Origin of the sequence: Kingella bonacorsii, assembly GCF_016623605.1 — a bacterium.
GTDB classification, from domain to species: Bacteria; Pseudomonadota; Gammaproteobacteria; order Burkholderiales; family Neisseriaceae; genus Kingella_B; species Kingella_B oralis.
On record NZ_JAEHNZ010000002.1, the window covers coordinates 239,374 to 261,220 of the forward strand.

The 21,847-nt window shown below is 55.0% G+C and carries 31 protein-coding genes and 1 tRNA gene; 14 read left to right on the forward strand and 18 right to left on the reverse strand.

What is annotated here, in order from left to right; translation table 11 throughout:
* Positions 1–3: 3 nt before the first annotated feature.
* From JDW22_RS06050 to JDW22_RS06090, 9 genes are all read left to right on the forward strand, one after another.
* Positions 4–279, forward strand: a complete 276-nt coding sequence (locus JDW22_RS06050) for a hypothetical protein (RefSeq protein ID WP_200522319.1) — start codon at positions 4–6, stop codon at positions 277–279.
* Positions 271–414, forward strand: a tRNA-OTHER gene (locus JDW22_RS06055). The genes JDW22_RS06050 and JDW22_RS06055 overlap by 9 nt, the downstream gene beginning before the upstream one ends.
* Before the next feature lie 521 nt (positions 415–935).
* Complete coding sequence (locus JDW22_RS06060) at positions 936–1,433, forward strand: hypothetical protein (RefSeq protein ID WP_200522320.1); 498 nt, start codon at positions 936–938, stop codon at positions 1,431–1,433.
* A 15-nt stretch (positions 1,434–1,448) separates the two neighbouring features.
* A complete protein-coding gene (locus tag JDW22_RS06065) occupies positions 1,449–1,751 on the forward strand; it encodes a hypothetical protein (RefSeq protein WP_200522321.1) in 303 nt (100 codons plus the stop codon).
* A gap of 40 nt (positions 1,752–1,791) precedes the next feature.
* Positions 1,792–3,366 carry a VWA domain-containing protein gene (locus JDW22_RS06070; protein WP_200522322.1) on the forward strand — a complete coding sequence of 525 codons (1,575 nt, stop codon included), beginning with the start codon at positions 1,792–1,794 and terminating at the stop codon, positions 3,364–3,366.
* Complete coding sequence (locus tag JDW22_RS06075) at positions 3,335–3,883, forward strand: hypothetical protein (protein ID WP_200522323.1); 549 nt, start codon at positions 3,335–3,337, stop codon at positions 3,881–3,883. The genes JDW22_RS06070 and JDW22_RS06075 overlap by 32 nt, the downstream gene beginning before the upstream one ends.
* A gap of 504 nt (positions 3,884–4,387) precedes the next feature.
* Positions 4,388–5,089: a DUF6988 family protein gene (locus tag JDW22_RS06080; RefSeq protein ID WP_200522324.1), complete on the forward strand. Its 702-nt coding sequence runs from the start codon at positions 4,388–4,390 to the stop codon at positions 5,087–5,089.
* A 66-nt stretch (positions 5,090–5,155) separates the two neighbouring features.
* Entirely contained in the window at positions 5,156–6,634 is a 1,479-nt protein-coding gene (locus JDW22_RS06085) for an RNA ligase (RefSeq protein WP_200522325.1), read from the forward strand.
* A gap of 120 nt (positions 6,635–6,754) precedes the next feature.
* Positions 6,755–7,117, forward strand: a complete 363-nt coding sequence (locus JDW22_RS06090; protein WP_200522326.1) for an ACP-like domain-containing protein — start codon at positions 6,755–6,757, stop codon at positions 7,115–7,117.
* Positions 7,118–7,245: 128 nt separating this feature from the next.
* On the opposite strand, the gene rpsI is transcribed toward JDW22_RS06090, so the two are convergent.
* The 7 genes from rpsI to JDW22_RS06125 all read right to left on the reverse strand — a co-directional run bounded on the left by rpsI (position 7,246) and on the right by JDW22_RS06125 (position 10,927).
* Positions 7,246–7,638, reverse strand: coding sequence for a 30S ribosomal protein S9 (rpsI, locus tag JDW22_RS06095; RefSeq protein WP_003798774.1), 393 nt, complete (start codon positions 7,636–7,638; stop codon positions 7,246–7,248).
* An 11-nt stretch (positions 7,639–7,649) separates the two neighbouring features.
* Positions 7,650–8,081: a 50S ribosomal protein L13 gene (gene rplM / locus JDW22_RS06100; protein WP_003798772.1), complete on the reverse strand. Its 432-nt coding sequence runs from the start codon at positions 8,079–8,081 to the stop codon at positions 7,650–7,652.
* Positions 8,082–8,124: 43 nt separating this feature from the next.
* On the reverse strand, positions 8,125–8,919 hold the full coding sequence (locus tag JDW22_RS06105; protein WP_003798771.1) for a glycosyltransferase family 2 protein: 795 nt from the start codon (positions 8,917–8,919) through the stop codon (positions 8,125–8,127).
* A gap of 5 nt (positions 8,920–8,924) precedes the next feature.
* Positions 8,925–9,098 carry a protein MIGRI gene (locus JDW22_RS06110; RefSeq protein WP_003798769.1) on the reverse strand — a complete coding sequence of 58 codons (174 nt, stop codon included), beginning with the start codon at positions 9,096–9,098 and terminating at the stop codon, positions 8,925–8,927.
* Positions 9,099–9,242: 144 nt separating this feature from the next.
* Positions 9,243–9,734: a hypothetical protein gene (locus JDW22_RS06115; protein WP_200522327.1), complete on the reverse strand. Its 492-nt coding sequence runs from the start codon at positions 9,732–9,734 to the stop codon at positions 9,243–9,245.
* Between the two features lie 91 nt (positions 9,735–9,825).
* The gene (locus tag JDW22_RS06120; protein ID WP_200522328.1) at positions 9,826–10,038 is read right to left on the reverse strand and encodes a hypothetical protein; all 213 of its coding nucleotides are present in this window, start codon (positions 10,036–10,038) and stop codon (positions 9,826–9,828) included.
* 73 nt (positions 10,039–10,111) lie between these two features.
* Entirely contained in the window at positions 10,112–10,927 is an 816-nt protein-coding gene (locus JDW22_RS06125) for a symmetrical bis(5'-nucleosyl)-tetraphosphatase (RefSeq protein WP_200522329.1), read from the reverse strand.
* Positions 10,928–11,101: 174 nt separating this feature from the next.
* On the opposite strand from JDW22_RS06125, the gene JDW22_RS06130 reads away from it, so the two are divergent.
* From JDW22_RS06130 to JDW22_RS06140, 3 genes are all read left to right on the forward strand, one after another.
* The gene (locus JDW22_RS06130) at positions 11,102–11,350 is read left to right on the forward strand and encodes an NAD-dependent epimerase/dehydratase family protein (protein ID WP_200522330.1); all 249 of its coding nucleotides are present in this window, start codon (positions 11,102–11,104) and stop codon (positions 11,348–11,350) included.
* Entirely contained in the window at positions 11,351–11,797 is a 447-nt protein-coding gene (locus JDW22_RS06135; protein ID WP_200522331.1) for an NAD-dependent epimerase/dehydratase family protein, read from the forward strand.
* Positions 11,798–11,990: 193 nt separating this feature from the next.
* Positions 11,991–12,173: a hypothetical protein gene (locus JDW22_RS06140; RefSeq protein ID WP_200522332.1), complete on the forward strand. Its 183-nt coding sequence runs from the start codon at positions 11,991–11,993 to the stop codon at positions 12,171–12,173.
* Positions 12,174–12,191: 18 nt separating this feature from the next.
* Here the strand turns inward: JDW22_RS06140 and JDW22_RS06145 are convergent, their stop codons facing one another.
* The 11 genes from JDW22_RS06145 to JDW22_RS06195 form a co-directional block, all read right to left on the reverse strand.
* A complete protein-coding gene (locus tag JDW22_RS06145) occupies positions 12,192–13,031 on the reverse strand; it encodes an NAD-dependent epimerase/dehydratase family protein (protein ID WP_200522333.1) in 840 nt (279 codons plus the stop codon).
* A 338-nt stretch (positions 13,032–13,369) separates the two neighbouring features.
* Entirely contained in the window at positions 13,370–13,858 is a 489-nt protein-coding gene (locus JDW22_RS06150; protein ID WP_200522334.1) for a DUF6636 domain-containing protein, read from the reverse strand.
* Positions 13,859–14,191: 333 nt separating this feature from the next.
* Complete coding sequence (locus JDW22_RS06155; RefSeq protein ID WP_040559172.1) at positions 14,192–14,584, reverse strand: toxin-antitoxin system YwqK family antitoxin; 393 nt, start codon at positions 14,582–14,584, stop codon at positions 14,192–14,194.
* A gap of 70 nt (positions 14,585–14,654) precedes the next feature.
* Complete coding sequence (locus tag JDW22_RS06160; RefSeq protein ID WP_200522335.1) at positions 14,655–14,843, reverse strand: hypothetical protein; 189 nt, start codon at positions 14,841–14,843, stop codon at positions 14,655–14,657.
* A 351-nt stretch (positions 14,844–15,194) separates the two neighbouring features.
* Positions 15,195–15,677: a DUF2269 family protein gene (locus tag JDW22_RS06165; protein WP_200522336.1), complete on the reverse strand. Its 483-nt coding sequence runs from the start codon at positions 15,675–15,677 to the stop codon at positions 15,195–15,197.
* A complete protein-coding gene (locus tag JDW22_RS06170) occupies positions 15,674–16,048 on the reverse strand; it encodes a DoxX-like family protein (protein ID WP_200522337.1) in 375 nt (124 codons plus the stop codon). Before JDW22_RS06170 ends, JDW22_RS06165 begins: the two co-directional genes overlap by 4 nt.
* Entirely contained in the window at positions 16,035–16,433 is a 399-nt protein-coding gene (locus tag JDW22_RS06175; RefSeq protein WP_200522338.1) for a hypothetical protein, read from the reverse strand. Before JDW22_RS06175 ends, JDW22_RS06170 begins: the two co-directional genes overlap by 14 nt.
* A 109-nt stretch (positions 16,434–16,542) precedes the next feature.
* Entirely contained in the window at positions 16,543–17,004 is a 462-nt protein-coding gene (locus JDW22_RS06180; RefSeq protein WP_200522339.1) for a hypothetical protein, read from the reverse strand.
* A 9-nt stretch (positions 17,005–17,013) separates the two neighbouring features.
* The gene (locus JDW22_RS06185; RefSeq protein ID WP_200522340.1) at positions 17,014–17,532 is read right to left on the reverse strand and encodes a GbsR/MarR family transcriptional regulator; all 519 of its coding nucleotides are present in this window, start codon (positions 17,530–17,532) and stop codon (positions 17,014–17,016) included.
* A gap of 132 nt (positions 17,533–17,664) precedes the next feature.
* Positions 17,665–18,315: an NAD(P)-dependent oxidoreductase gene (locus JDW22_RS06190; protein WP_200522732.1), complete on the reverse strand. Its 651-nt coding sequence runs from the start codon at positions 18,313–18,315 to the stop codon at positions 17,665–17,667.
* 63 nt (positions 18,316–18,378) lie between these two features.
* A complete protein-coding gene (locus tag JDW22_RS06195) occupies positions 18,379–18,870 on the reverse strand; it encodes a nuclear transport factor 2 family protein (RefSeq protein ID WP_200522341.1) in 492 nt (163 codons plus the stop codon).
* A 223-nt stretch (positions 18,871–19,093) separates the two neighbouring features.
* Here JDW22_RS06195 and JDW22_RS06200 point away from each other — a divergent pair, with 223 nt between their 5' ends.
* Together JDW22_RS06200 and JDW22_RS06205 are read left to right on the forward strand one after the other, a co-directional pair.
* Positions 19,094–19,438, forward strand: a complete 345-nt coding sequence (locus JDW22_RS06200) for a winged helix-turn-helix transcriptional regulator (protein ID WP_200522342.1) — start codon at positions 19,094–19,096, stop codon at positions 19,436–19,438.
* A gap of 151 nt (positions 19,439–19,589) precedes the next feature.
* Positions 19,590–21,638, forward strand: a complete 2,049-nt coding sequence (locus JDW22_RS06205) for an AAA family ATPase (protein WP_200522343.1) — start codon at positions 19,590–19,592, stop codon at positions 21,636–21,638.
* Positions 21,639–21,847 lie beyond the last annotated feature (209 nt).

Consider the following 21,847-nt stretch of genomic DNA (forward strand, 5'->3'; position numbering starts at 1 on the left):
AAAATGGATGTGCAGGAATTTACGCGCAAGATTATAAGCTATTTAGCTAGCTTGTTGGATAGTTTTTATGGATTATTCAGGCAGCCTGAAAACGGGTTTCAAAAATATATTCTCTTTGTTTTCATGTTATTACAAATTATTTTGCGCTGTTTTAGCATCGCTGGAACGTTGTTTGCAATATACCCCGCAAGCACGATGCAAATGCCGAAGGAATTACAGCCTATCACGCTCGTGGTCGCGGGTTCGAGTCCCGTCTCTGCCGCATCAATGGCAGAGTAGCTCAGTTAGGTAGAGCACGATTATTTCTTCATCTTTTGTTGCAACGTGCGCCCCTTTCGGGTGAATGCTGGCTGGTTTACAGGTAGAGCAACGGCTGAAACCGTAGGTCTCGGGTTCAAATCCCGATGGCGTGCAAACGTTATAGCTCAGGAAAAACAACCAGCCGATTTAGTCGCCCACCTTTTACGGCTTATGGCGCAACAGGCAAATGCCGAAGGAATTACAGTGAATAACTCATGGGTCGCGGGTTCAAGTCCCGTCTCTGCCGCATCAATGGCAGAGTAGCTCAGCTGGTTAGAGCAATGAATAGATTTCTTCAAAACCTTGTTGCCTAATGCGCCGCCCTTTTCGGGCGAATGCGAACAAGATTACATCGGTTCTCGGGGTTCGAATCCCCGCCGCGTTGCCAAACGCGAGACATCTTGTTGTTCTGGTCGCCCACCTTTTCGGCATCGCAGCAGATGCCGTAGGAATTACATTTCCCAAGACTGTGATGCGGGTGCAACCCCCGCCGCTGCTGCCAAAACGTAGCGTAGTTTAATTTTGAAAATACAGTATGTTGATTTCTACACCCTCTTGCTGCTGCGCTGCCGCCTTATTTCAGGCTGCCTCAACGGTTTTCAGGCTGCCTCAAACACGATACCCAAGGAAAAACCATGAGCCATTACGACACCATTGGATTTACAGGCATCACCAGCAAAGAAACACTATCTGCCCTAATCAACCAAGTTTCGCCACACGCGCAAATGATTGGCGATTATGCGGTTTACCGCGATGCCAGCGGCGCGGCGCTGTGGATAGGCATCAATCAAGACAACAAATTTTTCTCGGCTGAGCCGTATTTTTCAGGCTGCCTCCAATCGGTGTGGGTAAGCCATGTTGCTGCCAATCAATATGATGACGGTTTTGACGATGGCACAGGCTTTGCCCATGTGTGGCAAAACGGCAGCGCATCGGAAAACGGCGAATGCGTAGATGGCGACTATCCCTTTATTGTGGATATTCCCGACATCGCATCGTTTCCGCAAACCACCGTTGGCACAGCGCAAAAAATCGCGGTGTGCGCCTTTGCCGAATCGGCAGAATCATTTGCCAGCGAAGCCGCGTTTGCCGCCAGCCAAGAAGCGCAGGAAATGAAATGGGCAGCGCAATGATTTATCCCCAGCGGGATGTTTCTAAGCGAAAACGCGCCCGAGGGCGCACGCCCCGCAGCCCGCGCCTTGTTTACAGGCATCGTGCGCAAGGCAGAAAAACGGCGCAACGCCGTTACCCACAGCTCATTTTATTACTGCGAAATCGCAACCTACGGAGGCGTGTGGTCGGCGGTTTACCCTACCGAAGCCTTTGCCGATACGCCGCAAATCGGCAATGTGATACAGGGCGAATATTGGCTAACGGGGCGGCTTGCTGATGCGCCCGCGCCTCAAACCCCAGCCAAACAAGGCTTTTGGCAAAAACTGATAGGCAAATAGTTTTCAGGCTGCCTAATGAATATTACTGATTAAAAAGGAAATGAAAATGGCAAATACCAACTTGTTCCAATCATTCAAACAAAAACTCTTCCACGCCGACACGCGCAACGAAGCGGGCGGCTTGGCGTACACCCTTTCCCCCAAACAGCAGCTCGCACAGCTGGCGGCAACAGGCTGCCTGAACAGCACCTTTTATGCGAGCGCGGAAAACCAGCTTGAACAAGTGCTTGCGCTGGCAAACGGTTTGGATGCGGAATTTATCGCCAAAACCGCGATATACGCGCGTGAACACGGACACATGAAAGATATGCCCGCGCTACTGTTGGCGGTGCTGGCGCAGAAAGACATTGCCATGCTGGCGCGGGTGTTTGACCGCGTGGCGGACAACGGCAAAATGCTGCGCAACTTCGCACAGATTGTGCGCAGCGGCGCGGCGGGTCGCAAATCGTTTGGCTCGCGTCCGAAAAAACTGGTGCAGCAATGGCTGTTGTCGGCAAGCGAACGCCAGCTTTTGAACGCGGCGGTGGGCAACAATCCTTCGCTTGCCGACATCGTGAAAATGGTGCATCCGAAACCGCGCGAAGCGTGGCGTGCCGCGTGGTTCGCATGGCTCATCGGCAAGCCTTACGATGCCGACGCGCTGCCGACGCTTACGCAGGCGTTTGAACAGTATAAAAAAACCCGTTCAGGCTGCCTGCCCGATGTGCCGTTTCAAATGCTGACCGCGCTGGATTTGGACGCGGCTGCTTGGGCGCAGATTGCGGCAAACGGCTCTTGGCAGCAGGTGCGCCAAAATCTGAATACGTTTCAACGACACGGCGTGTTTGCCGACCAAGCCAACGTGCGCCTTGTTGCCGACAAACTGCGCGATGCCGAGGCGATTGCGCGGGCGCGGGTGTTGCCCTATCAGCTGCTGACCGCGTTTCAGGCTGCATCATACGATATGCCGCACGCCATCCGCGACGCGCTGCAAGACGCGATGGAGTTGGCGGTGAAAAACGTGCCGAGAATTCAAGGCAATGTGGTGGTGTGCCCCGATGTTTCAGGCTCGATGAGCAGCCCCGTTACCGGCTATCGCGGCTCGGCGACCAGCGCGACAACGTGCGTGGACGTGGCGGCGTTGCTGTCCGCCGCCATGTTGCGCACCAATCCACACGCGCAGGTGCTGCCGTTTGAAACCCGCGTGGTGGATGTGCGCCTCAATCCGCGCGACAGCATCATGACCAATGCGGAAAAACTCGCCCGCATTTGCGGTGGCGGCACAATGTGCAGCGCGCCCTTGGCGGAGCTGAACCGCAAAAAAGCAGAGGTGGACTTGCTGATTATGGTGTCGGACAACGAAAGCTGGGCCGACCGCGAGCAGCATTGGAACAGCAAAACCAGCCTGATGCAGGAATGGGACGCGCTCAAACGCCGCTGCCCGCGCGCCAAACTGGTCTGCCTCGACATCCAGCCCTACACCACCGCGCAGGCGCAAAACCGCAGCGATATTTTGAATATCGGCGGTTTCAGCGACAGCGTGTTCAGCCTCATCGGCACGTTTGCCGAACACGGCATGAGCGCGGATTTTTGGGTGGACGAGATTGAACGCATCGCGCTGCCCGAAGCCATGTAAACACGCGCAATCGTCGCAAAACGGCTTGCCCGATGGTTTCAGGCAGCCTGAAAAGCCATTTTGGCAGAACGTTTTTTCTTCAACCCGCCGCGCTGGGCAGCTTAAGCGCAACAAAGGCAGCCTGAAAACCAAATGGCACGCACCACCCGTTTTCAGGCTGCCTATCCAAAGGAAATCCCCCATGACCCTATGGCAACCCATTGCAAGCGCGTTTCTGCTGCTTGCCGTTTACATCATCATCGCCATCCGACGCGAAAACCGCCGCGTGGAACAGCTCCGCGCCCAATCGCTCCCCGCCGCGCAAGATGCCGTTAAAATCCGCCCCGATATGCGCTACCAAATCAAAATGTCCGACGGGCAAATGTTTGACAACGTCGCCATCATCGGACAAATCCGCGGCGAGAATAACCCGTTCGGCGGCTGGGACGGCTTGTTCGTGCTGCGCCTGCCCGACAACCGCCGCGCATTCGTGCGGCAAAGCAGCGTGCGCTATATTTTGGAAACAGCGGCAGCCTGAAAACCAAAATACTGCTCCATGCCCGTTTTCAGGCTGCCTAAATGCTAGTTTGACTAGCCATAAAGCTAGATTTATCCGATTGCAAAAACCACCCAAAGGCAGTCTGAAAACTATTTTCCAAGCTATTTCAATCCATTAGTCCATATCCAAACTGCTTGGCACATCGCTTGCAATAAACAACACACGGGCGCGCTGGCACCGAAGGGAGCGCCGCTGCCAAAAATGTTTTAAGTACAGCTAGGCAGTCTGTGTAACAGCAGGTAGGGCAGATAGAACCGCTTGGTTTGAAGTAGGTCTGTCGGCACGGTTGAGGATGCAGGTTCGCAGCTCCGATGACGGGTTGCAACTGGCGCGCGTTTCCAACGGCAGGCTTGGCTTGGGGTAATGCCTAAGTTGCCCTATTGATGCGGGTTCGAATCCCGTCGCGTCCACCAAATTCATTGCAAATTCATTTTTCAGGCTGCCTGAAACGGCACAACCAACACCATCCACATAAGGAACATTATGACCCCCATAATGCAACAATTTCTTGCCAAATCTGCTGATTTTCGCGGTGCAATGTATCGAGAAATCAAAACAATTCCATTTACGAAAGAAACCGAATATCGTGTATTGGCTACTTTAACTATGGCAGATATCTCATCAGAGCACTGGTTAGCCATCCATACACTTGCTTATGCGGAAAATTTTATTTCTGCCGTTAGCTTACTGCGATTGCAATATGAAGCTCTTTTGCGCGCTCACTGGCTGTATTACTGTGCCAAAGATGAACAGATTAAAGACCTACATCAACCGCTTGATGAAAAAAATATTCGTACCATAGAAAATAGAATGCCCAATATTAGTGAAATGATTACCGACTTAGGCAAATCTGTTGAGGCAGGAATAATAGATGATAAATTAGCAATTCTACTTCAAGAATTTAAAGAAACTCATGTTCGCCCAACTAACTCATTTATTCATAGCGGAATGCATGCATTCAATCGCCAGCGAGATGGCTATATAGAACCCATGCTTATTCAGATTGTTCAAAATTCAAATGGTTTAGAAGCATTAAACGCCATGTTACAAGGCTTGCTTTGTGATAGTGAAGGTTGGTTAACTCTTTATATTGTTCGTTTACAACACCAATATTTAGACTGTCTACCTATGCAAATAGATGACATTATTAAACAGTTCTATTCAACAAATGCACCATTTATATAAACCCAAGCAGCCTGAAAAACCGTTTTCAGGCTGCCGCAACACCCAAACCACAAAGGGAACACCATCATGCAAAAATTCATACTCTTGCGCGGACACCAAGGCTCAGGCAAATCCACCTACGCCGCCGAACTAATCGTCCAATTCAAAAACGAACACCCCAACGCCCAAATCGTACACATAGAAAACGACAAAGAGCTCACCAACGCCAACGGCGAATACCAATGGAGCAGCGAAGCCCTTGCCGCCGCGCAAGAAAAAGGACGCGCCATGATGAGAAACGCGCTCAAACGCGGGCAACAATCACCGCAGCAAGCCCTGCTCATCATCAATTCCAACACCAACCAAAAAGCCACCAACTGCATCCAAATGCTGCAATCCGCCCGCAACCACGGCTTCCAAACGGAAGTCTATCGCCTGCACAACTTCTATCCCAACCACCACAACGTCGCCCAAGACGGTGTATTAGCCGCCTACATCAAGCTCAACCAAAACCCCCTGCGTGATGAAATCCACGTCCCCGCCGTGCAAGCCATGTCGCCCGAACAACACGCCCAAATCCAAGAAATGACCCAATTCAAAAACCGCGCCCCGCAATACGACCCCGCCCGCCATACCCACATCACCGAAGACTACCTGCGCCTGGGGCAACGCGATTTCAGCATCAAACCCAGCAAAAAATATCCCCAGCTCTCCGTGCTCAAATACGCCCGCAGCGTGTTCTACGAAAACCGCTTTGACAACGCCCTGCTGGAAATGCGCGGTATCGTGCTAGACCCGCACAATCAAATCATCATCCGCCCCTTTAACAAAGTGTTTAACTACTCCGAACGCATCGCCGCCAACAGCCGCTACCCCATCCACATCGCCGACGACCACCGCTTAACCGCCGTAGTCAAAGTAAACGGCTTTCTCGGCTGCTGCACCTATGTGAGGCTGCCTGAAAACCACCCCAGCCACGGCGCAGATTTTGATAACCAAATCCTCTATTCCACCACAGGCTCGCTGGATAGCGACTTCGCCAAACTCGTGCAACGCCATTGCGCCCAATATCAAGCCCTGTTCCAAGCCTACCCCAACCACACCTTTATGTTTGAAATCACTGACCCCAGCGATGTGCACATCATCCGAGAAACCTTTGGCAAAACCCTAATCGGCATCCGCAACGTTGCCACAGGCGAGCAGTTTACCGAAGATGAACTAGACCAAATCGCCCAACAGCATGGCATCGCCCGCCCGCAAACCCTCAGCAACATCACCTTTGGCGAACTCAAAGCCTTGCTCAAAACCGTGGAACACGAAGGCTTTATGGTGTTTGACGCCGACACGGGCGAAATGCTGTTCAAGCTCAAATCGCCGTATTACCTGATTTCCAAATTTCTCGGGCGCAGCAACGAGGGCAACCTCGGGCGCAAACTGGACAAACGCCACGTGGACGAAGAATACTACCCCCTAATCGACCACATCCGCGAACACCAAGCCACGTTTAACGCCATGAGCGAGCACGAAAAGATTGCGTTTATTCAAGCGTTCTTGCGCGAATTATGACCAGAACGGTTCAAATTTGTTTATTACACAGGATTACACCCCCAAAACCCAAACTAACACCCCCCCGCGTAAGATGCACGCCTTCCCAGTCGGGATGCAAACAAACACAGGAGATTTACCATGAACAAACTCGCTGCAACGCTTATCGCTGCTGCAACCTTAATCGCTTCCGGCACGGCATTTGCCATGACCCCCAAAACCGTGCACTACAACTGCCAAGGCGACAAAACATTGGATGTAACCTATTCATTCAACAAACAAAATCTGCCTACCAAAGTCGTTGCCAAAATCAACGGCAAACGCCGCACCCTGCCCATCAATCTAGCCCATTCCGACATTGCCGGCACCAAATTCGGCAAAGTGGGCGGCTACATGATTGACACGGCGTATGTAGACACAACCACATACAACCAAGTAACCATCGGCACGGTAACCGCGCCGAACAACAGAATTTTGTATAAAGAATGCCGCCCTGAGAATTAAGGCGTAAACAATAAAGCAGCCTGAAAACGCAAAATGGTTTTCAGGCTGCTTTTTTATTCGGCATTTCCACGCGAGATAATCCGAAAAACAAAAAACACCCCGAAGAGTGTTTTTTGGATAAACGCAGATTAACGTTTTGAGAATTGTTTTGCGCGACGTGCTTTGCGCAAACCTGCTTTTTTACGTTCCACTTCGCGGGCATCGCGGGTAACGAAGCCTGCTTGCGAAAGGGCGGGTTTCAATGCTGCGTCATAGTCAATCAAAGCACGGGTAATGCCGTGGCGAATCGCGCCTGACTGTCCTGTTTCGCCGCCGCCCACTACGTTTACTTTGATGTCAAATGCTTCAACGTTTTCAGTCAAAACCAAAGGTTGGCGCACCACCATGCGGCTGGTTTCGCGTGAAAAGAATTCATCAATGGGACGACCGTTTACGATGATTTCACCTTTGCCTTTTTGCAAGAACACGCGGGCTACTGAGCTTTTGCGGCGACCTGTGCCGTAGTAATATTTACCGTTCATTTGTCGTGTCCTTATTTGATTTCAAGTACTTTGGGTTGTTGCGCGGCATGTTGGTGTTCTGCGCCTGCATAAACTTTGAGTTTGCGAATCATGGCGTAACCCAAAGGCCCTTTGGGCAACATGCCTTTTACGGCTACTTCTAATGCGCGACCGGGTTGTTTTTCTTGCATTTGGCGGAAGGTGCGCTCATACAAGCCGCCGGGGAAGCCTGAGTGGCGGTAGTATTTTTTGCCTTCAAATTTGTTGCCTGTTACGCGCAGTTTGTCGGCGTTGATGACGATGATGTAGTCGCCTGTATCAACGTGCGGGGTGTATTCTGGTTTGTGTTTGCCACGCAAACGGCTGGCGACTTCGGCTGCTACGCGCCCAAGCACTTTGTCTGTGGCATCAATCACAAACCATTCGCGTTGCACTTCATGCGGTTTCGCTGAAAAGGTTTTCATAAAATGGTTTCCAATAAATATTAGATAAAAGAAACGGCGGATTTTAGTGGGTTTCGGGGGGGGTGTCAATGTGTTGTTGGCTTTTTATTGCGCGGTTTCGTTCGTTGAGTTTGGCGTATTTGTAGTATGAGCCTGCGGCTTGGGTGAGGCAGATGGTGAGCCCGTCTGCGCCGTGTTTCCAGCCGCTTTTGAGAAGGTAGCTGCGGATGAAACTCCACGCGCCGTGCATTAAGGCAGCAAGGGGGCTGCTGGTTTTTTGCCCTGCGTTTTGCTCGGCATATAGGCTGCTGTATTGTTGCATTTTGCTAATCAGGGCTTCGATGCTGTCGTAGGTGTAGTGGTTGAGATTACCTTGCAGCAGTTGGGGGCGGATGCCTTGGGGGATGATAAGGGCTTCGTGGACGGCGCGTTGGTTGTATTGAGTGTGGGTGCGGTTGTAGAGGCGGGGGATGATGTCGGGCGACCAGCCGCAGCCTGTGATGGGGCGGCGTTGGTAGTGGTTGATGCGGTTAAGGGCGTAGATGTTTTCAGGCTGCGTTAGGTCGGCTTGTTGGATGCTGGCAAGCAGCTCGGGGGTGATGATTTCGTCGCTGTCTATGTTGAGTATCCAGTCGTTTTTGGCGAGGGCGGCGGCGCGGTTTTTCATGTTGCCAAAGCCGTCGAATGGGTGGTGGTGGAGGGTTACGTTGGGGTATTGGGCGGCGATGGTGAGGGTGTTGTCGGTGGAGTCGTTGTCTAGCAAGAGCACTTCGTTGAAGCTGGCGAGGGCGTTGAGGGCTTCGGCTAGGCAGCGTTCGGCGTTTTTGACGAGCATGGTTACGGTGATGGGGGTGTTCATGGCGTTCAGTCTTTGAGCAGGGTGTAGGCGGCGGCAATCAGGCTGCCCATCAGGAGGATGGCGGCGATTTGTTTGGCGGTGGCATCGATGGCGCGTTGTTGCCGTCGGGTGAGCAGGTTGCGGATGATGACGACGATGAGGACGAATACGCTGACAAGGGTGAGATAGCGGGTGAGCATGGCGGGTGTGATTGAGGCAGCCTGAAAGGGAACGGGTTTTCAGGCTGCCTTGGGATGCGGGGAAACGGGGCAGCCTGAAAACGGGCGAAGCGGGTTTCAGCGAAGCTAAAACGCGCATCTGAAAGTTTTCAGGCTGCCTTGGGATTATTTGTTGAGTTTGGCGGTGGCGGCTTTGTCTAAGCGGCAGTTGTCGGCAATGACGCTTTGTTGTGCGCCTGCTTTTTCGGCTACGGAGAGTTTGCCGCCATCCACTTGGGTGAGTTTGCTGGCATCGGCGGGCATGGTGGTCCACACGGTGGTGCGCTCGGCGGGGTCGTTGCTGATAAAGCGGTTGAGTAGATTGAAGCTGGTGTCGCGCCACATGCCGGGGGTGATTACGCCGTTGATGCGCACTTGGGCGACGATGGGTTGGTTGTTTTTGATGCCATACATGGCGGTGAGTTTGATGTTTTGCAGTTTGTTGTCTTGCAGGATTTGGCAGGTGTAGGCGACTTCTTTTTTGCTGTCAATTTCGCTTTGGGTTGAGGTTTGGCTGTTGGTGGTGGGGGTGAACTCTTGCTCGCCTTTGGGGGCGGCTTGGGCGGTGAGGATGGTGGTTGCGAGGATGGCAGTGGTTAGCATGGGGATGAGTTTCATGTTGTCTCCGTTTCGTTGGGGTGGCGGTTGCCACGACTGGGCGCGATTAGACTGCTTTTGGGTGGGGTTGTCAAATGGGTTTGCGTTTGCTTTACATGTTGGGCGGGGGTGAGGTAGCCTGAAATGGGGGTTGGGCGGGGGAATGGCGTGTGAATGGGTTTTCAGGCTGCCTATTGTTGGGATGCGGGATTAAGGCAGCCTGAAAGCCAAAATGGAATGGCAACGGCGCATCGCTCAATAAGAACCTGTGTTCAAGCGGAGCTTTACGGGTTGGCGTGATGTCGGCGAGCTGCCGACACTCCATCTGGTTGTGGGTCGTACAAACATTTCAGGCTGCCTCGATGGCGTTCATTTGAGGCAGCCTGAAAATGGGTTAGTCAAAATTGTTTACGCTGAAAGCTGGGCTGGGTAAAGCGTTCGCCTGTGTGGATATTAACGGCGGTAAGTTCTTCGCCCCACAGCGCGCCTGTGTCCAGCGCCCAGATGTGTTTTTCGCGGCGGTAACCTAGCGCCGACCAATGCCCGAAGATGATTTCGTGGCTGGTGTGCTGGCGGTGGGGCGCGTCAAACCATGCGCGTTTGGGCGCGGGGATGTGGTCGTAGGTTTCTTTGTAGTCGTAGTCTAGGCTGTTGTCGGGGTTGAGCACGCGCATTCGGGTGAACACGTTGGTGATGAAGCGCAGACGGTCTATGCCTTGGCTTTCAGGCTGCCATTGGCTGGGGTGGTTGCCATACATTTGCGCGAAAAAGGCGCGGGCTTGGCTGCCTGCAATCTGCGCGGCAACTTCGTTGGCAAGCGCTTGCGCTTGGGAAATTGTCCACTCGGGATGGATGCCTGCGTGCACAAGGGCGTGGCTGGCGGTGTGGTGCATCAGCGGCTGTTGGCGCAGCCAGTCGCGCATTTGCGGCATTTGCGGGTGGTTAAGGATGGGGGCGAGGGTGTCGCGGTGTTTGAGCTTGCCGTAGCCGTGCATCAGGGCGAGCAGGTGTAGGTCGTGGTTGCCGAGCACGATTTGCACGCTGCTTTCGTGCCGCATGCAGTATTGCAGGCATTCAAGCGATTGCGGCCCGCGATTGACGATGTCACCCACCAGCCATAAGGTGTCGCGGCTGGGGTTGAACTGGATTTGGTTGAGCAGGGCGGTGAACTCGGCGTAGCAGCCTTGTAGGTCGCCAATGGCGTAGTGGGACATGGTTTTTGGTGAACAAGAATAATGGGAACGGCGGGATTGTAAGGCAGCCTGAAAAGCCGTGGCTAGGTTTTTCAGGCTGCCTTTGATGGTTTAACCGCTTGGCGCGGCACATCGCATATAATCCGCGCTCTTTTAACCCTTATCCGAGGAAACGAAAATGGCGCAGAAACAAAAATGTTCGTAGCGGGCGCAAGCGGCGTGATTGGCTTGCCGTTGTGCAAAATGCTGCTGGTGGCGGGGTATGAAGTGTATGGCACCACGCGCAGTGCAGCCAAAGCCGAAATGCTGGCGGCGCAAGGCATCAAGCCCGTGGTGGCGGATGCGTTTGATGCGGAGGGCTTGCTGAAAACTGTGGGCGAAATCCGCCCCGATGTGGTTTTCCACGAGCTGACCGCCCCGCCCGACGGCTTGGCTGCCGACTAAATGGAAGCGGCGCTGGTGCGCAATGCGCGCATCCGCGACGAGGGCACGCGCAATTTGGTGCGCGCGGCAAAAGCGGCGGGCGTGAAAAAAATCATCGCGCAAAGCATTGCGTTTGTGTATGCGCCCGATGCGCCGCTGCTGGATTTTGCCGAGCCTGCTTACGGCGAAACCGCCCGCGCGGTGCACAGCTTGGAGCAGCAAATCACCGCCGACCCTGCGTTTATCGGCATTGTGCTGTGCTATGGCTGGCTGTATGGCGCGGGCACGGGCTTTGATACGCCTGTGGATTTTGCCCCGCCCGTGCACGCGGAAGCGGCGGCGCACGCGGCGGTGTTGGCGTTGCAATGCGAGCAATCGGGCATTTACAACGCGGCAGACGATGATGCACGGCTGTCCAGCGAGAAGGCGAAACGCGAGCTGGGGTTTGACGCGGGGTTTCGGTTGTGAGGATTGATTAACGATTTTTGTTGTTTATCAATGCGTTAATGGTTTTCAGGCTGCCTTATCGGGGATGATGAGGCAGCCTGAAAATGCTTGGGCGAACGGGTTAGGCGTTTGTTTGATAACGGGGTTACAAGAGGCAGCCTAAAACGGGGAAATTCTGTTTTCAGGCTGCCTTTGCGATGCAGAAAGCCCCACCATGCGACAAGCTAATGGCGAACCCTATCTCGCCGCCCTCACCCAAAAACACGCCCACGCGGCCCCGCTCACAGCGGACGAAATTCGCGCTATCTATTTCCAACTCAACGCCTTAGGCTTGCAGCAAAACAGCGTTTATGTGGGCGATGTGGTGGCGTTGTTTGCCGCGCGATATATGCCGTAGCCCGTTTCAGGCTGCCTTTTACGGATACCGATAAAACCCCTCCGCCCCCAACGGCTCGCGCCCCAACACTCGCGCAAAATCCCCCGTATCCGCCACCGAGCCTTGCGCCAGCAATTTCAGGCTGCCTGACGACAAAAAGCCATTGCTCAACACATTCGTCAACGGCAACACAGGGCGCAGCAACCCCATCGGCAACGCCCACACCGCAGGCGCAGCACGATGATGCAGCGTTTGCCGCAAAATCGCCAAATAACCCGCCAACGTGGTTTTCAGGCTGCCTGCCATGTTCACCACCGCGCCATGCGGCAACGGCTGCTCCACCATATTCGCCAACGCCTCCGCCACATCATCCGCGTGCACAGGCTGCAAATCAAACCGCCCGCCCGCAGGCAACACTAGCACCGGCAATCGCGCCAGCTTAATAAACAGCTCGCAGCTCGCCCCGCCGCGCCCAAACACCACACTCGGGCGGGCAATGTTCACCCGCAAACCACTGGCACACACCGCCGCATCGCCACGCCCCTTGCTGCCCACAAACGCCACCTCATGCGCCGCGTCCGCGCCCAATGCCGACAACTGCACCCACGTTTGCACGCCCGCCGCCCGCGCCAAATGCGCCAACTGTTGCGGCGCGTGATGATGCACCTGCTCCAACACATCGGCATGGCGGCTCATCACGCCAACGCAGTTCACCACGCAATCTTGCCCGTGCAACAAGCGTTGCGCCGCGTCCAAATCCAGCCGCATCAAGTCCAGCTCGGCGTGCGATGGCGTGGTTACGTTGTGCTGCCGTTCACGCAGGATTTTGGCTACGCGGCTGCCGATAAAGCCGCTGCCGCCGAGGATAAGAATGTTCATTTTGTATTATTCCTTATTGTTGCTGATTGGATTGTTGAGTTGAGACGGTTTTTGCGAACAGCAAAGGCAGCCTGAAAACCTTTGCACAAGCCCCAAGGCAGCCTGAAACACAACAACTGCCGTCATTCCCGCGTAGGCGGGAATCTTGTTTTACGTTTAGAAAAAATTTTAAAAACAATTTATTATGAAAATTTAGCCAAGATTCCCGCCTGCGCGGGAATGACGTTGCTTTGGGGTTGGGCATTTGACAAAGATTTCAGACTACGGCGTTGCTCAACCCCAAAGGCAGCCTGAAACCTCATTCGGCGAAGCCACTCCCCTACTTCAACTCACCCTTTTCAGGCTGCCTTGGCAACGCAAACGCGCCCATAATCAAGCCACCGACTGCGCCACCGCAGAGCAGATATTTGATGACGAGTGAGCGTGAAGCCGTGTTTGTCGGCGTTTTGGCAGGTGATGCCGTGCGGCTGGCTGGTGCATTGCCAGTTTTTTCTACGCTGGGTTGCGCCGTTTGCCAGCGGGGTTGTGCCGAGGGAGTGGAGCGTGTCGTCCACGCAAAAGGCGCGGGCTTCGCCATAGTCGTCTAATGCGAAGCGGTAGCCCCAATCGCGTTTTTGGCAGGCTTCGGGGCGGGCGATGCGCGGCTGAATGTTGTCGGTGCGTTGGTAGATTTCGCAGACCACGCCGCTACCGTATTGCGAATAGCCGCCGCATTGGATATTGCCGTTGTCGCTGCTGAACCAGATGTCGGGGTGGATAACGAGGGCGTGCGCGGGGGCGAGTGTGATGCTGAGTAGAATTGCGGCGAGGGGTGCGGTGGGTTTCATTGTTGTGCCTTTGGGGTGGGGATTTTGTGGGTTTCAGGCTGCCTTTGGGTTGATTGAAGGCAGCCTGAAAACCTTTTGCAAAACCGACAACCGATGGAGCATTGTCGGCTCGCCGACATCTTGGCAAAGCAGTCATACTCTGTTTAATCAGCCATTTGGCGGTAATCCGCCGCCGTTCCATTTTATAGTCGCTCCAATTAAGCCTTATACAGCGTTGGCTCGTCTTGCTGTACTACTTGTACTATCTGCGACTCGCCGCCTTGTATAAGACTTAATTGGAACGACTATAGATTTCAGGCTGCCTTTGATTGATTTAGGGCAGCCTGAAAACGTTTATTTCTGCGCACTCGGGCATTCGGCATCGTGGCAATAGTGCGTGGTGGTTTGCAGCGTGCCGTCTGCGGCGTAGCTTTGGGCTGCGCCGTGTTTTTCACCGTTTTGGTAGGCGGTGCTGGTTTTCAGGCTGCCGTTGGAATAATAGGTTTTGCTGATGCCTTGTTCGCGCCCTTGGGCATCGTGTTGGCTTTCGCTGGCGAGATTGCCTGAATTGAGCCAATAGCGACGGCAGGTTTGCCCGCCGTCGGGGCGGGGGCTGCATTGGGCGGAGGAGGCTTTGTCTATGGGTGGGTTGTCTATGCTGGTGTCCACGCAGGATATGGGGCGCGGCTCGGCAAGCGCGGGGCTGGCGATGAGGGCAAGCGTGGCGATTAGGGCTAGGGGTTTCATGGGGGTTCTCGGAAAATGGGCGGAATGGGGCGTGTGGCGCAAGGCGATTGCTGCGCCACACGATTACGCGCTATTTGCTAGCGGGTGCGCTGGCTTCTGGCGCGGGGGTGGCTTTGCTGGGGTGCGTCCATTGTTGCGCGGCGGGGGCGGCGGTTGATGATTGCTCGGGCTGCGGATAGAAGCGTTTGGGTGGCTGATGGCAGGCGAGCGCGGCGGTGCTGGCTAGGGCTAGCGCGGTGAGTAGGATGGATTTTTTCATGTTAGGTCTCCTTGTGGGATTGGTTGATAAGGCAGCTTGAAACGCGGGCACGGCAGCTTGGGCTACGGGATACGTTCCCCGCGCCTCGGGTGTGTTGGCATTCAACTTTTGCTGCGGATTTTGCGTCAGAAGGCGGTAGATGCAAGGCAAAAATACGAGCCTATGCCATTCATAGGCGAGTGTTTTTAACGCGGCAGATGCCGTCTTATGGCGCAAAAGCCGCCAAAATGTTGATTGCCGACACGCCCTTTGGCTTGCTTGCAAGCCGTGCGCTGGCAAAACCAAACCTTGCGCTTCGCCAAACTGCTTTTTCAGGCTGCCAAAATTGTAATCCAACCGCAATTAGCCTTGTTAAATCGGTTTCATTACCATTAAAAAATAAATCACCACAGTGGCGCAAAACGCGGGGTAGCCGAGCAGCTCCCAGCAAAGCTGGCAACGCCGATAACGCGCGGGCAGGCGTGTTTCCCCCGCCGCCCAAGCCGCTGCCGACAGCCGCGCCATTTGAATTTGCAGCCACACCACAGGCAGCCAGCACGCGCCCGCCAGCGCGTACAACGCCAGCGTCCATTTCACCCACAGCCAAGCCCCGCTCCACGACAGCGGCATGCCCATTTGATGCAGCAGCCACAAGCCCGACAGCGGCTGAAAAATCACCGCAGGCGTGGTAAACCACCAATCCGCCTTCATCACCCACCGCCCCACCACCGCTTGCGCCGCCACCGAGCCCGAGCGGTTTGCCCAAAACAAATAAAACGCCGTGCCAAAGCCCGTGCCCACCATCAGCGTTGCCGACAAAATATGCAAAGTTTTTACAATTAAATACGCATTCATGGCTGCGCCCTCCTGTTTGCATCACACAAATAAATCAATACTGCCAAAATCGGCACATTTTTCACCAACGGCGCAAACGGGTGCGCCCACATTTCAGGCAGCCTGAAAGCAATAATCACGCTATACCCCAGCACCACCGCCGCCTGCGCCACCCAAAACCACGCGCAATCACGCAAACGCGTGCAACAGCCCAGTCCAAAAAACACGTCCAACGCGCAAGATAGCGCGAACATGGGCAAACAATAGGCAGCCTGAAAACCAACCCGCGCCAGCAAATCCAACGACTGTGGCAGCGCAAACAACGCAGGCTGAATCCCGCTCCACAGCCACAAAAACGCCATGCTGTACACCAAGCAATCAAGCCGTTTCATCGCGCCCCTCCTCCGCAGCGGGCGCAACCAGCGGCGCAGGCAAAAAACACCACGCCGAAATCATCGCCGCCACCCCGCCCGACAACGCTACCCAAACCAGCCAATCCGATTGCGCCACCGATTTATCCAGCCACAGCGTCGCCCCCACCGCCACCGCTGTACACAAACCCACCGCGTGCAACCGCCCCCAGCGCGTGCCGCGCGTGCGCCATACCGCCAGCCAAATGCCACACGCCAGCGCAGGCAACCAACCATACAGCAGGCTCGCCAACACCACAGGCAGCATCAACACGCCCAGCGGCAGCCCCACGCCGAAGCCGAATAGAACGGGGGCAAGTAAGGTGTACAGCGCGATAACGCGGGCGGCGGGATAGGGGGCGTTCATTTGTTTTGTTCCTAAATTTCTGTTAAAAGTGAAATACATGGGGAAAAATTTTTGAGAAATTGGATTTCAGGCTGCCTTATCCTGCTTTTGAAGGCAGCCTGAAACGGCATTATTCTGCCTTGGGCAACACCAGCGCTGCCAAAATCGCCGCTGCCAACGCACCCACAAAACCACATAAAATCACCATGCCATCAGATGTCCACAGCAACGTAAACAGCACGCTTGCCACGCCGCCCACCAGCGCCGCCAAACCCGCGCTTTTCCACGAGCGCGTGCAACGCCGCCATGCCAAGATTAAGCCGCACAGCGTGGCAGGCAAGCAGCCGATTGCAGAGCCACCAACTATAAAGGCAATCATTATAAATAGCGGCATATCAAAATGCCCTCGCAACGCATCCACAACCATAGCGAACACAATAATCAGCAGCCCGCCCAGCCCACCGCCTAACAGCGTAAACGCACCAATCACCTGCCCATTCGGATATTCAGGCTGCCTTTTCGCCAAATGGCGATACCCAATAATCGCCAGCGCAATCGCCAACAGCGGCAGCATAATGCTCCATTCATTCATGCCCCGCTCCTAGCGCAAAAATTTCTGAATGCTCGCGCCCAGCTTCAACACCCGCGCCAGCGTGGCGGTGGACAGGCGCAGCATCTCGTTGGTCCAACTGGTGAGCGTGCCGATAAAATCACGCGTGTCGGTGATTTTTTGGCGCACCGCTTCGTTTTCCTGCGCAAATTCGGGGCTGTTTGCCAGCTCGTTCAAAAACGCCAAAGTCGGCTCGATTTCGCGGCGTTGGCGTTGCTCCACAATGGTACGGAACAGCGTCCACACATCGTCGGACGTGGCGAAATAATCGCGCCGGTCGCCCAAAATATGGGTAACGTGCACCAGCTGCAACGACTGCAACTCTTTGATGCTGTTGGAAACATTGGAACGCGCCACGTTCAGCGTTTCGCAAATTTCGTCGGCGTTCATCGGCTTGCCCAAAATGTAAAGCAGCGCGTGAATCTGCGCGACGGTGCGGTTCACGCCCCATTTGGTGCCCATTTCGCCCCAGTGCAAAATAAATCTTTCGGTTACGGGATTGAGTTTCATGTTTGGCTTTCGCTTGCACGGGTTGGAAAAATTTCGCACAGGTTAAATATTTTTTAAATTTCTGTCAATACAGAAATTAAAGATTTTAAAAGCAGCCTGAAACGGCTGGATGCGTTTTCAGGCTGCCTCAAATCAGTTCGCCACAGTAAAGCGTTGGAACAGATGCGCTTTTTGCTCCACATCATCCGCAATCGCCGCCGCCAAATCGGGCAGGGTGATGTCGGCGGGCGAGCCATCAGCGTTCAGCAATACATCGTCTTTCCCGATGCGGTACGCGCCTTGTTTCTCAAAGCTCACCTTGCCGCCAAACATGGCGGCGGGCGATAGGAACGCCCAGTTAATATCGCGGCGCGGGCGCAAATCATCCAGCAGCACGCGCAGGGCATCGGCAGTGGGGTAAACATCGGCAGGAAAATCGGGCGTGTCCACCAATTGCAGATTAGGGGCAACATTCAGGCTGCCTGCGCCGCCGATAATCAGGTAATACGGCAACTGCGCGGCTTTGAACGCGGCAAGCAAGTTGTCGTAGCCCGTTTTCACGTCTTGCGCCAAATTGGGGTTGCCCCAGCTCGCGTTAAACGCACTCACCACGGCATCCAAGCCCGCCAGTTTGCTGGCAAAATCGGGCACGTTCACATCGGCGGCAACGGCGGTTACATTGGGATGCTGCGCCACTTTGGCGACATTGCGGGCGAACGCGGTTACTTGATGCCCACGCGCGGCGAGTTCCAACACGGTGGCATTGCCCACCAAACCTGTTGCACCAATTACTGCAATTTTCATCATTAAACTCCTTGTGTTACGGTTAAAAATCGTTTTCAGGCTGCCTTTATGCGCCTCAAATTATCAAAACATACTTCTGCCGCTGGCGGTTTTCTCTTTGGGCACGGCTTGAATCACGTCCCAATGCTCCACAATTTTCCCATCCTTATCAAAGCGGAAAATATCCACCACCACCTCGCCTTTGTCTTCGGGCGAGAGCTGGCTGTGCACGTGCAACGCCACCAAATCGCCCTCGGCAATCACCCGTTTCACGCTGGCGCGCGACTGCGGGTTTTGTTTTAAAAACGGCGCAAACGTATCGATAAACGCCTGCCCGCCGTCTGCCACCATCGGGTTGTGCTGCAAATATTCCTTGCCCACATATTGGCGCACGGCGCGATTCAAATCGTGTTGGTTAAACGCCAATTCATAAAACGCCAGCGCGTTGGCTTTGTTGCGCTCTGCGGCGGATTGGGTTTGCGTCTGCGCGGATGCGGTTTGCGGCGCGCGGGGTGAAACGGGCGAGCAAGCGGTTAAAGCCAAGCGCAATGCGGCGGCGAATAAAGTGTGTTTCATGAGAACTCCTGATGCGGTGTTCAGGCTGCCTTTATATGTAAATGCAATGTTGTCCGCCATCCCGAGGCAGCCTGAAAAAAGGTTAAATGAAATGGTGTAAACAAACTGCGGTTTGCTTTCAAACCATGCCGCGCAATATAATGGCAGCACTTATTTTTAGTAAGTACTTACACTTTTGTAAGCATGGATTTTTTTGAAAACAGATTGTTTCGCAAGGATTTTTATGGAAAAAGGCAATGTTTTGGCCAGCGCCTGCCCCTCGCGCGAGATTTTGCGCCGTTTGACCAGCCGCTGGGGCTTGCTGGTGCTCATCGTGTTGCGCGGCGGCACGCATCGGTTCAGCGAGCTGCGCCGCGCGATTGACGGCGTGAGCGAGCGCATGCTCACGCAAACTTTGCAGCAGCTGGAACAAGACGGCATGCTGGTGCGCCAGTCGTTCCAAACCGTGCCGCCGCACGTTGAATACACGCTCACGGCGTTGGGCGAGGCGGCGGCGGAGAAAGTGGACGCGCTGGTGAACTGGTTGCAGGACAATCTGGACGACATCATGCGGCATCAGGCAGCCTGAAACAGAACACGACAGCGCCGCCATGCCCGCTCTCCCCTGCCGCAGCCCAAGCGTTTCAGGCTGCCTTTAAGCACCGCAAAGGCAGCCTGAAAGCCCCAAACTCGCTATAATCCGCCCCTTTCCCCATCAACCCCCAATCCGTCATCCCAATATGCAAAACACACTCAACACCCTGTTCCAACAATGGGCATGGGACATCCTCTACCCGCTCGACGGGCAAAACCAATTCATCGGCAGCGACGGCTTCGAGCGCAGCGAAATCGCCCGCCTCATCGGCGCGGATAGCTGGTTCAACGAAGAAAACCCCTACGACCCCGCCGCCGCCCGCCGCCGGCTCAAAGCCGCCTACGAAGCATGGCAGCAGCAACACGACTTCGAACACATCTGGCAAACCAGCCTGCCCGACACCCTGCGCCACAACCTTGCCCAATGGCAAGCCATGAGCCACTTCAACGAAACCGAAACCCGCCTGCTCACCTTCGGCATCCTGCTGCACAGCCAATCCACCCTGTCGCGCCTGTGCAACCTGCTGGGCGATTTAGACGACAACGCCTGCTGCGAAGCCCTCGCCCAACTCTTACGGCAGCCTGAAAACCAAATCACCGCCGCCCTGTCGCCCAAAGCCCCGCTCGCCAACATCGGGCTGATGCGCCTTGACCGCAACGACGAGTACTACATGAAAAGCAAAATCGACCTGCTCTCGCGCCGATTTGCCGACCTGATGCTCAACGCCCCCACCACCCCCACCGAAATCCTCAAACGCCACATTCTCCCCGCGCCGCAAACCCAGCTCACGCTTGGCGACTTCGCCCATTTGGGCGTGCTCGCCACCGCCGCCGAAGCCTATCTGCGCCAAGTGTTCGCGCAAAAACTTTCAGGCTGCAACATCCTCATCCACGGCGTGGCCGGCACCGGCAAAACCGAATTCAGCCGCGTGCTCGCCAGTGCGCTGGGCGTAGAACTCTACGAAATCTCGTGGACCAACGAAGACGACAGCCCCGCCGACCGCGACGACCGCATGAACGCCCTGCGCATGGCGCAAAACATCCTCGCCGGGCAAAACAGCATGCTGATGTTTGACGAAGTGGAAGACTTGTTTGACCGCGGGCAACACGATTTCAGCCTCAACAAAGCATGGCTCAACCGCTTTTTGGAAAACAACCGCGTGCCCACTATCTGGATAGGCAACAACGTAGAACTCATCGACCCCTCCGCCGTGCGCCGCTTTGACATCGTCATCGAAATGAAAGCCCCGCCCGTTGCCCGCCGCGCCGAACTCATCGCCGGCTACACCCGCGATTTTATGGACAAATCCCAAATCCGCAGCCTCGCCGAACACGAAGCCCTCGTGCCCGCCCTGCTCAAACAAGCCCACAAAGTAACCCAAGCCGCCGGCCAAGACTGGCAGCCTGAAAAACGCAGCGAGCTGTTCCAAAAGCTGCTGCACAACACCCTCAAAGCCCAAGGCAACTACCACGCCCTCAACAAAACCGCCAAGCTGCCCGACGTGTACAGCCTAGACTACCTCAACACCCCGCGCGACCTCCGCCAACTCGCCCAAGGCATCATCGCCGCAGGGCGCGGTACGCTGTGCCTATACGGCGCAGCAGGCACAGGCAAAAGCGCGTATGCCGCATGGCTCGCCGAGCAAGCAGGCAAACAGCTTATCTACAAACGCAGCTCCGATTTACTCTCCAAATACGTCGGCGAAACCGAGCAACTCATCGCCCAAGCCTTCGCCGAAGCCGAAGAAAACCAAGCCATCCTCGTGTTTGACGAAGTGGACAGCTTCTTGCAAGACCGCCGCGGCGCCAACCAAAGCTGGGAAATCACCCAAGTGAACGAAATGCTCACCCAAATGGAAGCCTACCAAGGCATCTTTATCGCCACCACCAACCTGATGCGCAACCTAGACCAAGCCGCCCTGCGCCGCTTTGACTTCAAGCTGGAATTTTCACCGCTGCACCCCGAGCAAGCATGGAAGCTGTTTCAAGCCCACTGCGCCCAGCTGGGCCTGCCCTGCCCCGACGAACTGCGCAGCGAAGTCGCCCGCATCAGGCAGCTGGTGGCAGGTGATTTTGCCGTCGCCGCCAAACAAGCGCGCATCACCCCGTTTGCCGATGCCCAAGCCCTGCTCGCCAGCTTGCAACTAGAATGCAGCCTGAAAGAAGGCGGCAAAGGGGTGATGGGGTTTGTGTGAGATGGGGCGGGTTGATTGAAACACGCACACTAAAGGCAGCCTGAAAACGAGCGCAGCGAGTTTCTGCGAAGCTAAAACAGCATAAAAAACCGTTTTCAGGCTGCCTTGCTTCCCATTAGCCGTAGAGCGTGCCGCTTCACTACACACGCAGTTTGCCCGCAGCCCCCAAGCCCTACAAACCCAAAAACAGCAAATTGCCCAAGCCTACC

Coding starts and splice junctions, on each gene's coding strand:
- JDW22_RS06110 (WP_003798769.1), bottom strand. CDS start 9,098: ATGCTCACCCGCTATCTCACCCTTGTCAGCGTATTCGTCCTCATCGTC.
- JDW22_RS06170 (WP_200522337.1), bottom strand. CDS start 16,048: ATGAAACGGCTTGATTGCTTGGTGTACAGCATGGCGTTTTTGTGGCTG.
- JDW22_RS06135 (WP_200522331.1), top strand. CDS start 11,351: ATGGAAGCGGCGCTGGTGCGCAATGCGCGCATCCGCGACGAGGGCACG.
- JDW22_RS06065 (WP_200522321.1), top strand. CDS start 1,449: ATGTTTCTAAGCGAAAACGCGCCCGAGGGCGCACGCCCCGCAGCCCGC.
- JDW22_RS06155 (WP_040559172.1), bottom strand. CDS start 14,584: ATGAAACCCCTAGCCCTAATCGCCACGCTTGCCCTCATCGCCAGCCCC.
- JDW22_RS06190 (WP_200522732.1), bottom strand. CDS start 18,315: ATGAAAATTGCAGTAATTGGTGCAACAGGTTTGGTGGGCAATGCCACC.
- JDW22_RS06105 (WP_003798771.1), bottom strand. CDS start 8,919: ATGAACACCCCCATCACCGTAACCATGCTCGTCAAAAACGCCGAACGC.
- JDW22_RS06200 (WP_200522342.1), top strand. CDS start 19,094: ATGGAAAAAGGCAATGTTTTGGCCAGCGCCTGCCCCTCGCGCGAGATT.
- JDW22_RS06150 (WP_200522334.1), bottom strand. CDS start 13,858: ATGAAACCCACCGCACCCCTCGCCGCAATTCTACTCAGCATCACACTC.
- JDW22_RS06090 (WP_200522326.1), top strand. CDS start 6,755: ATGAACAAACTCGCTGCAACGCTTATCGCTGCTGCAACCTTAATCGCT.
- JDW22_RS06195 (WP_200522341.1), bottom strand. CDS start 18,870: ATGAAACACACTTTATTCGCCGCCGCATTGCGCTTGGCTTTAACCGCT.
- JDW22_RS06205 (WP_200522343.1), top strand. CDS start 19,590: ATGCAAAACACACTCAACACCCTGTTCCAACAATGGGCATGGGACATC.
- JDW22_RS06050 (WP_200522319.1), top strand. CDS start 4: ATGGATGTGCAGGAATTTACGCGCAAGATTATAAGCTATTTAGCTAGC.
- JDW22_RS06145 (WP_200522333.1), bottom strand. CDS start 13,031: ATGAACATTCTTATCCTCGGCGGCAGCGGCTTTATCGGCAGCCGCGTA.
- JDW22_RS06060 (WP_200522320.1), top strand. CDS start 936: ATGAGCCATTACGACACCATTGGATTTACAGGCATCACCAGCAAAGAA.
- JDW22_RS06070 (WP_200522322.1), top strand. CDS start 1,792: ATGAAAATGGCAAATACCAACTTGTTCCAATCATTCAAACAAAAACTC.
- JDW22_RS06160 (WP_200522335.1), bottom strand. CDS start 14,843: ATGAAAAAATCCATCCTACTCACCGCGCTAGCCCTAGCCAGCACCGCC.
- JDW22_RS06125 (WP_200522329.1), bottom strand. CDS start 10,927: ATGTCCCACTACGCCATTGGCGACCTACAAGGCTGCTACGCCGAGTTC.
- JDW22_RS06080 (WP_200522324.1), top strand. CDS start 4,388: ATGACCCCCATAATGCAACAATTTCTTGCCAAATCTGCTGATTTTCGC.
- rplM (WP_003798772.1), bottom strand. CDS start 8,081: ATGAAAACCTTTTCAGCGAAACCGCATGAAGTGCAACGCGAATGGTTT.
- JDW22_RS06175 (WP_200522338.1), bottom strand. CDS start 16,433: ATGAACGCCCCCTATCCCGCCGCCCGCGTTATCGCGCTGTACACCTTA.
- JDW22_RS06085 (WP_200522325.1), top strand. CDS start 5,156: ATGCAAAAATTCATACTCTTGCGCGGACACCAAGGCTCAGGCAAATCC.
- JDW22_RS06130 (WP_200522330.1), top strand. CDS start 11,102: ATGTTCGTAGCGGGCGCAAGCGGCGTGATTGGCTTGCCGTTGTGCAAA.
- JDW22_RS06165 (WP_200522336.1), bottom strand. CDS start 15,677: ATGAATGCGTATTTAATTGTAAAAACTTTGCATATTTTGTCGGCAACG.
- rpsI (WP_003798774.1), bottom strand. CDS start 7,638: ATGAACGGTAAATATTACTACGGCACAGGTCGCCGCAAAAGCTCAGTA.
- JDW22_RS06115 (WP_200522327.1), bottom strand. CDS start 9,734: ATGAAACTCATCCCCATGCTAACCACTGCCATCCTCGCAACCACCATC.
- JDW22_RS06140 (WP_200522332.1), top strand. CDS start 11,991: ATGCGACAAGCTAATGGCGAACCCTATCTCGCCGCCCTCACCCAAAAA.
- JDW22_RS06185 (WP_200522340.1), bottom strand. CDS start 17,532: ATGAAACTCAATCCCGTAACCGAAAGATTTATTTTGCACTGGGGCGAA.
- JDW22_RS06180 (WP_200522339.1), bottom strand. CDS start 17,004: ATGAATGAATGGAGCATTATGCTGCCGCTGTTGGCGATTGCGCTGGCG.
- JDW22_RS06120 (WP_200522328.1), bottom strand. CDS start 10,038: ATGGAGTGTCGGCAGCTCGCCGACATCACGCCAACCCGTAAAGCTCCG.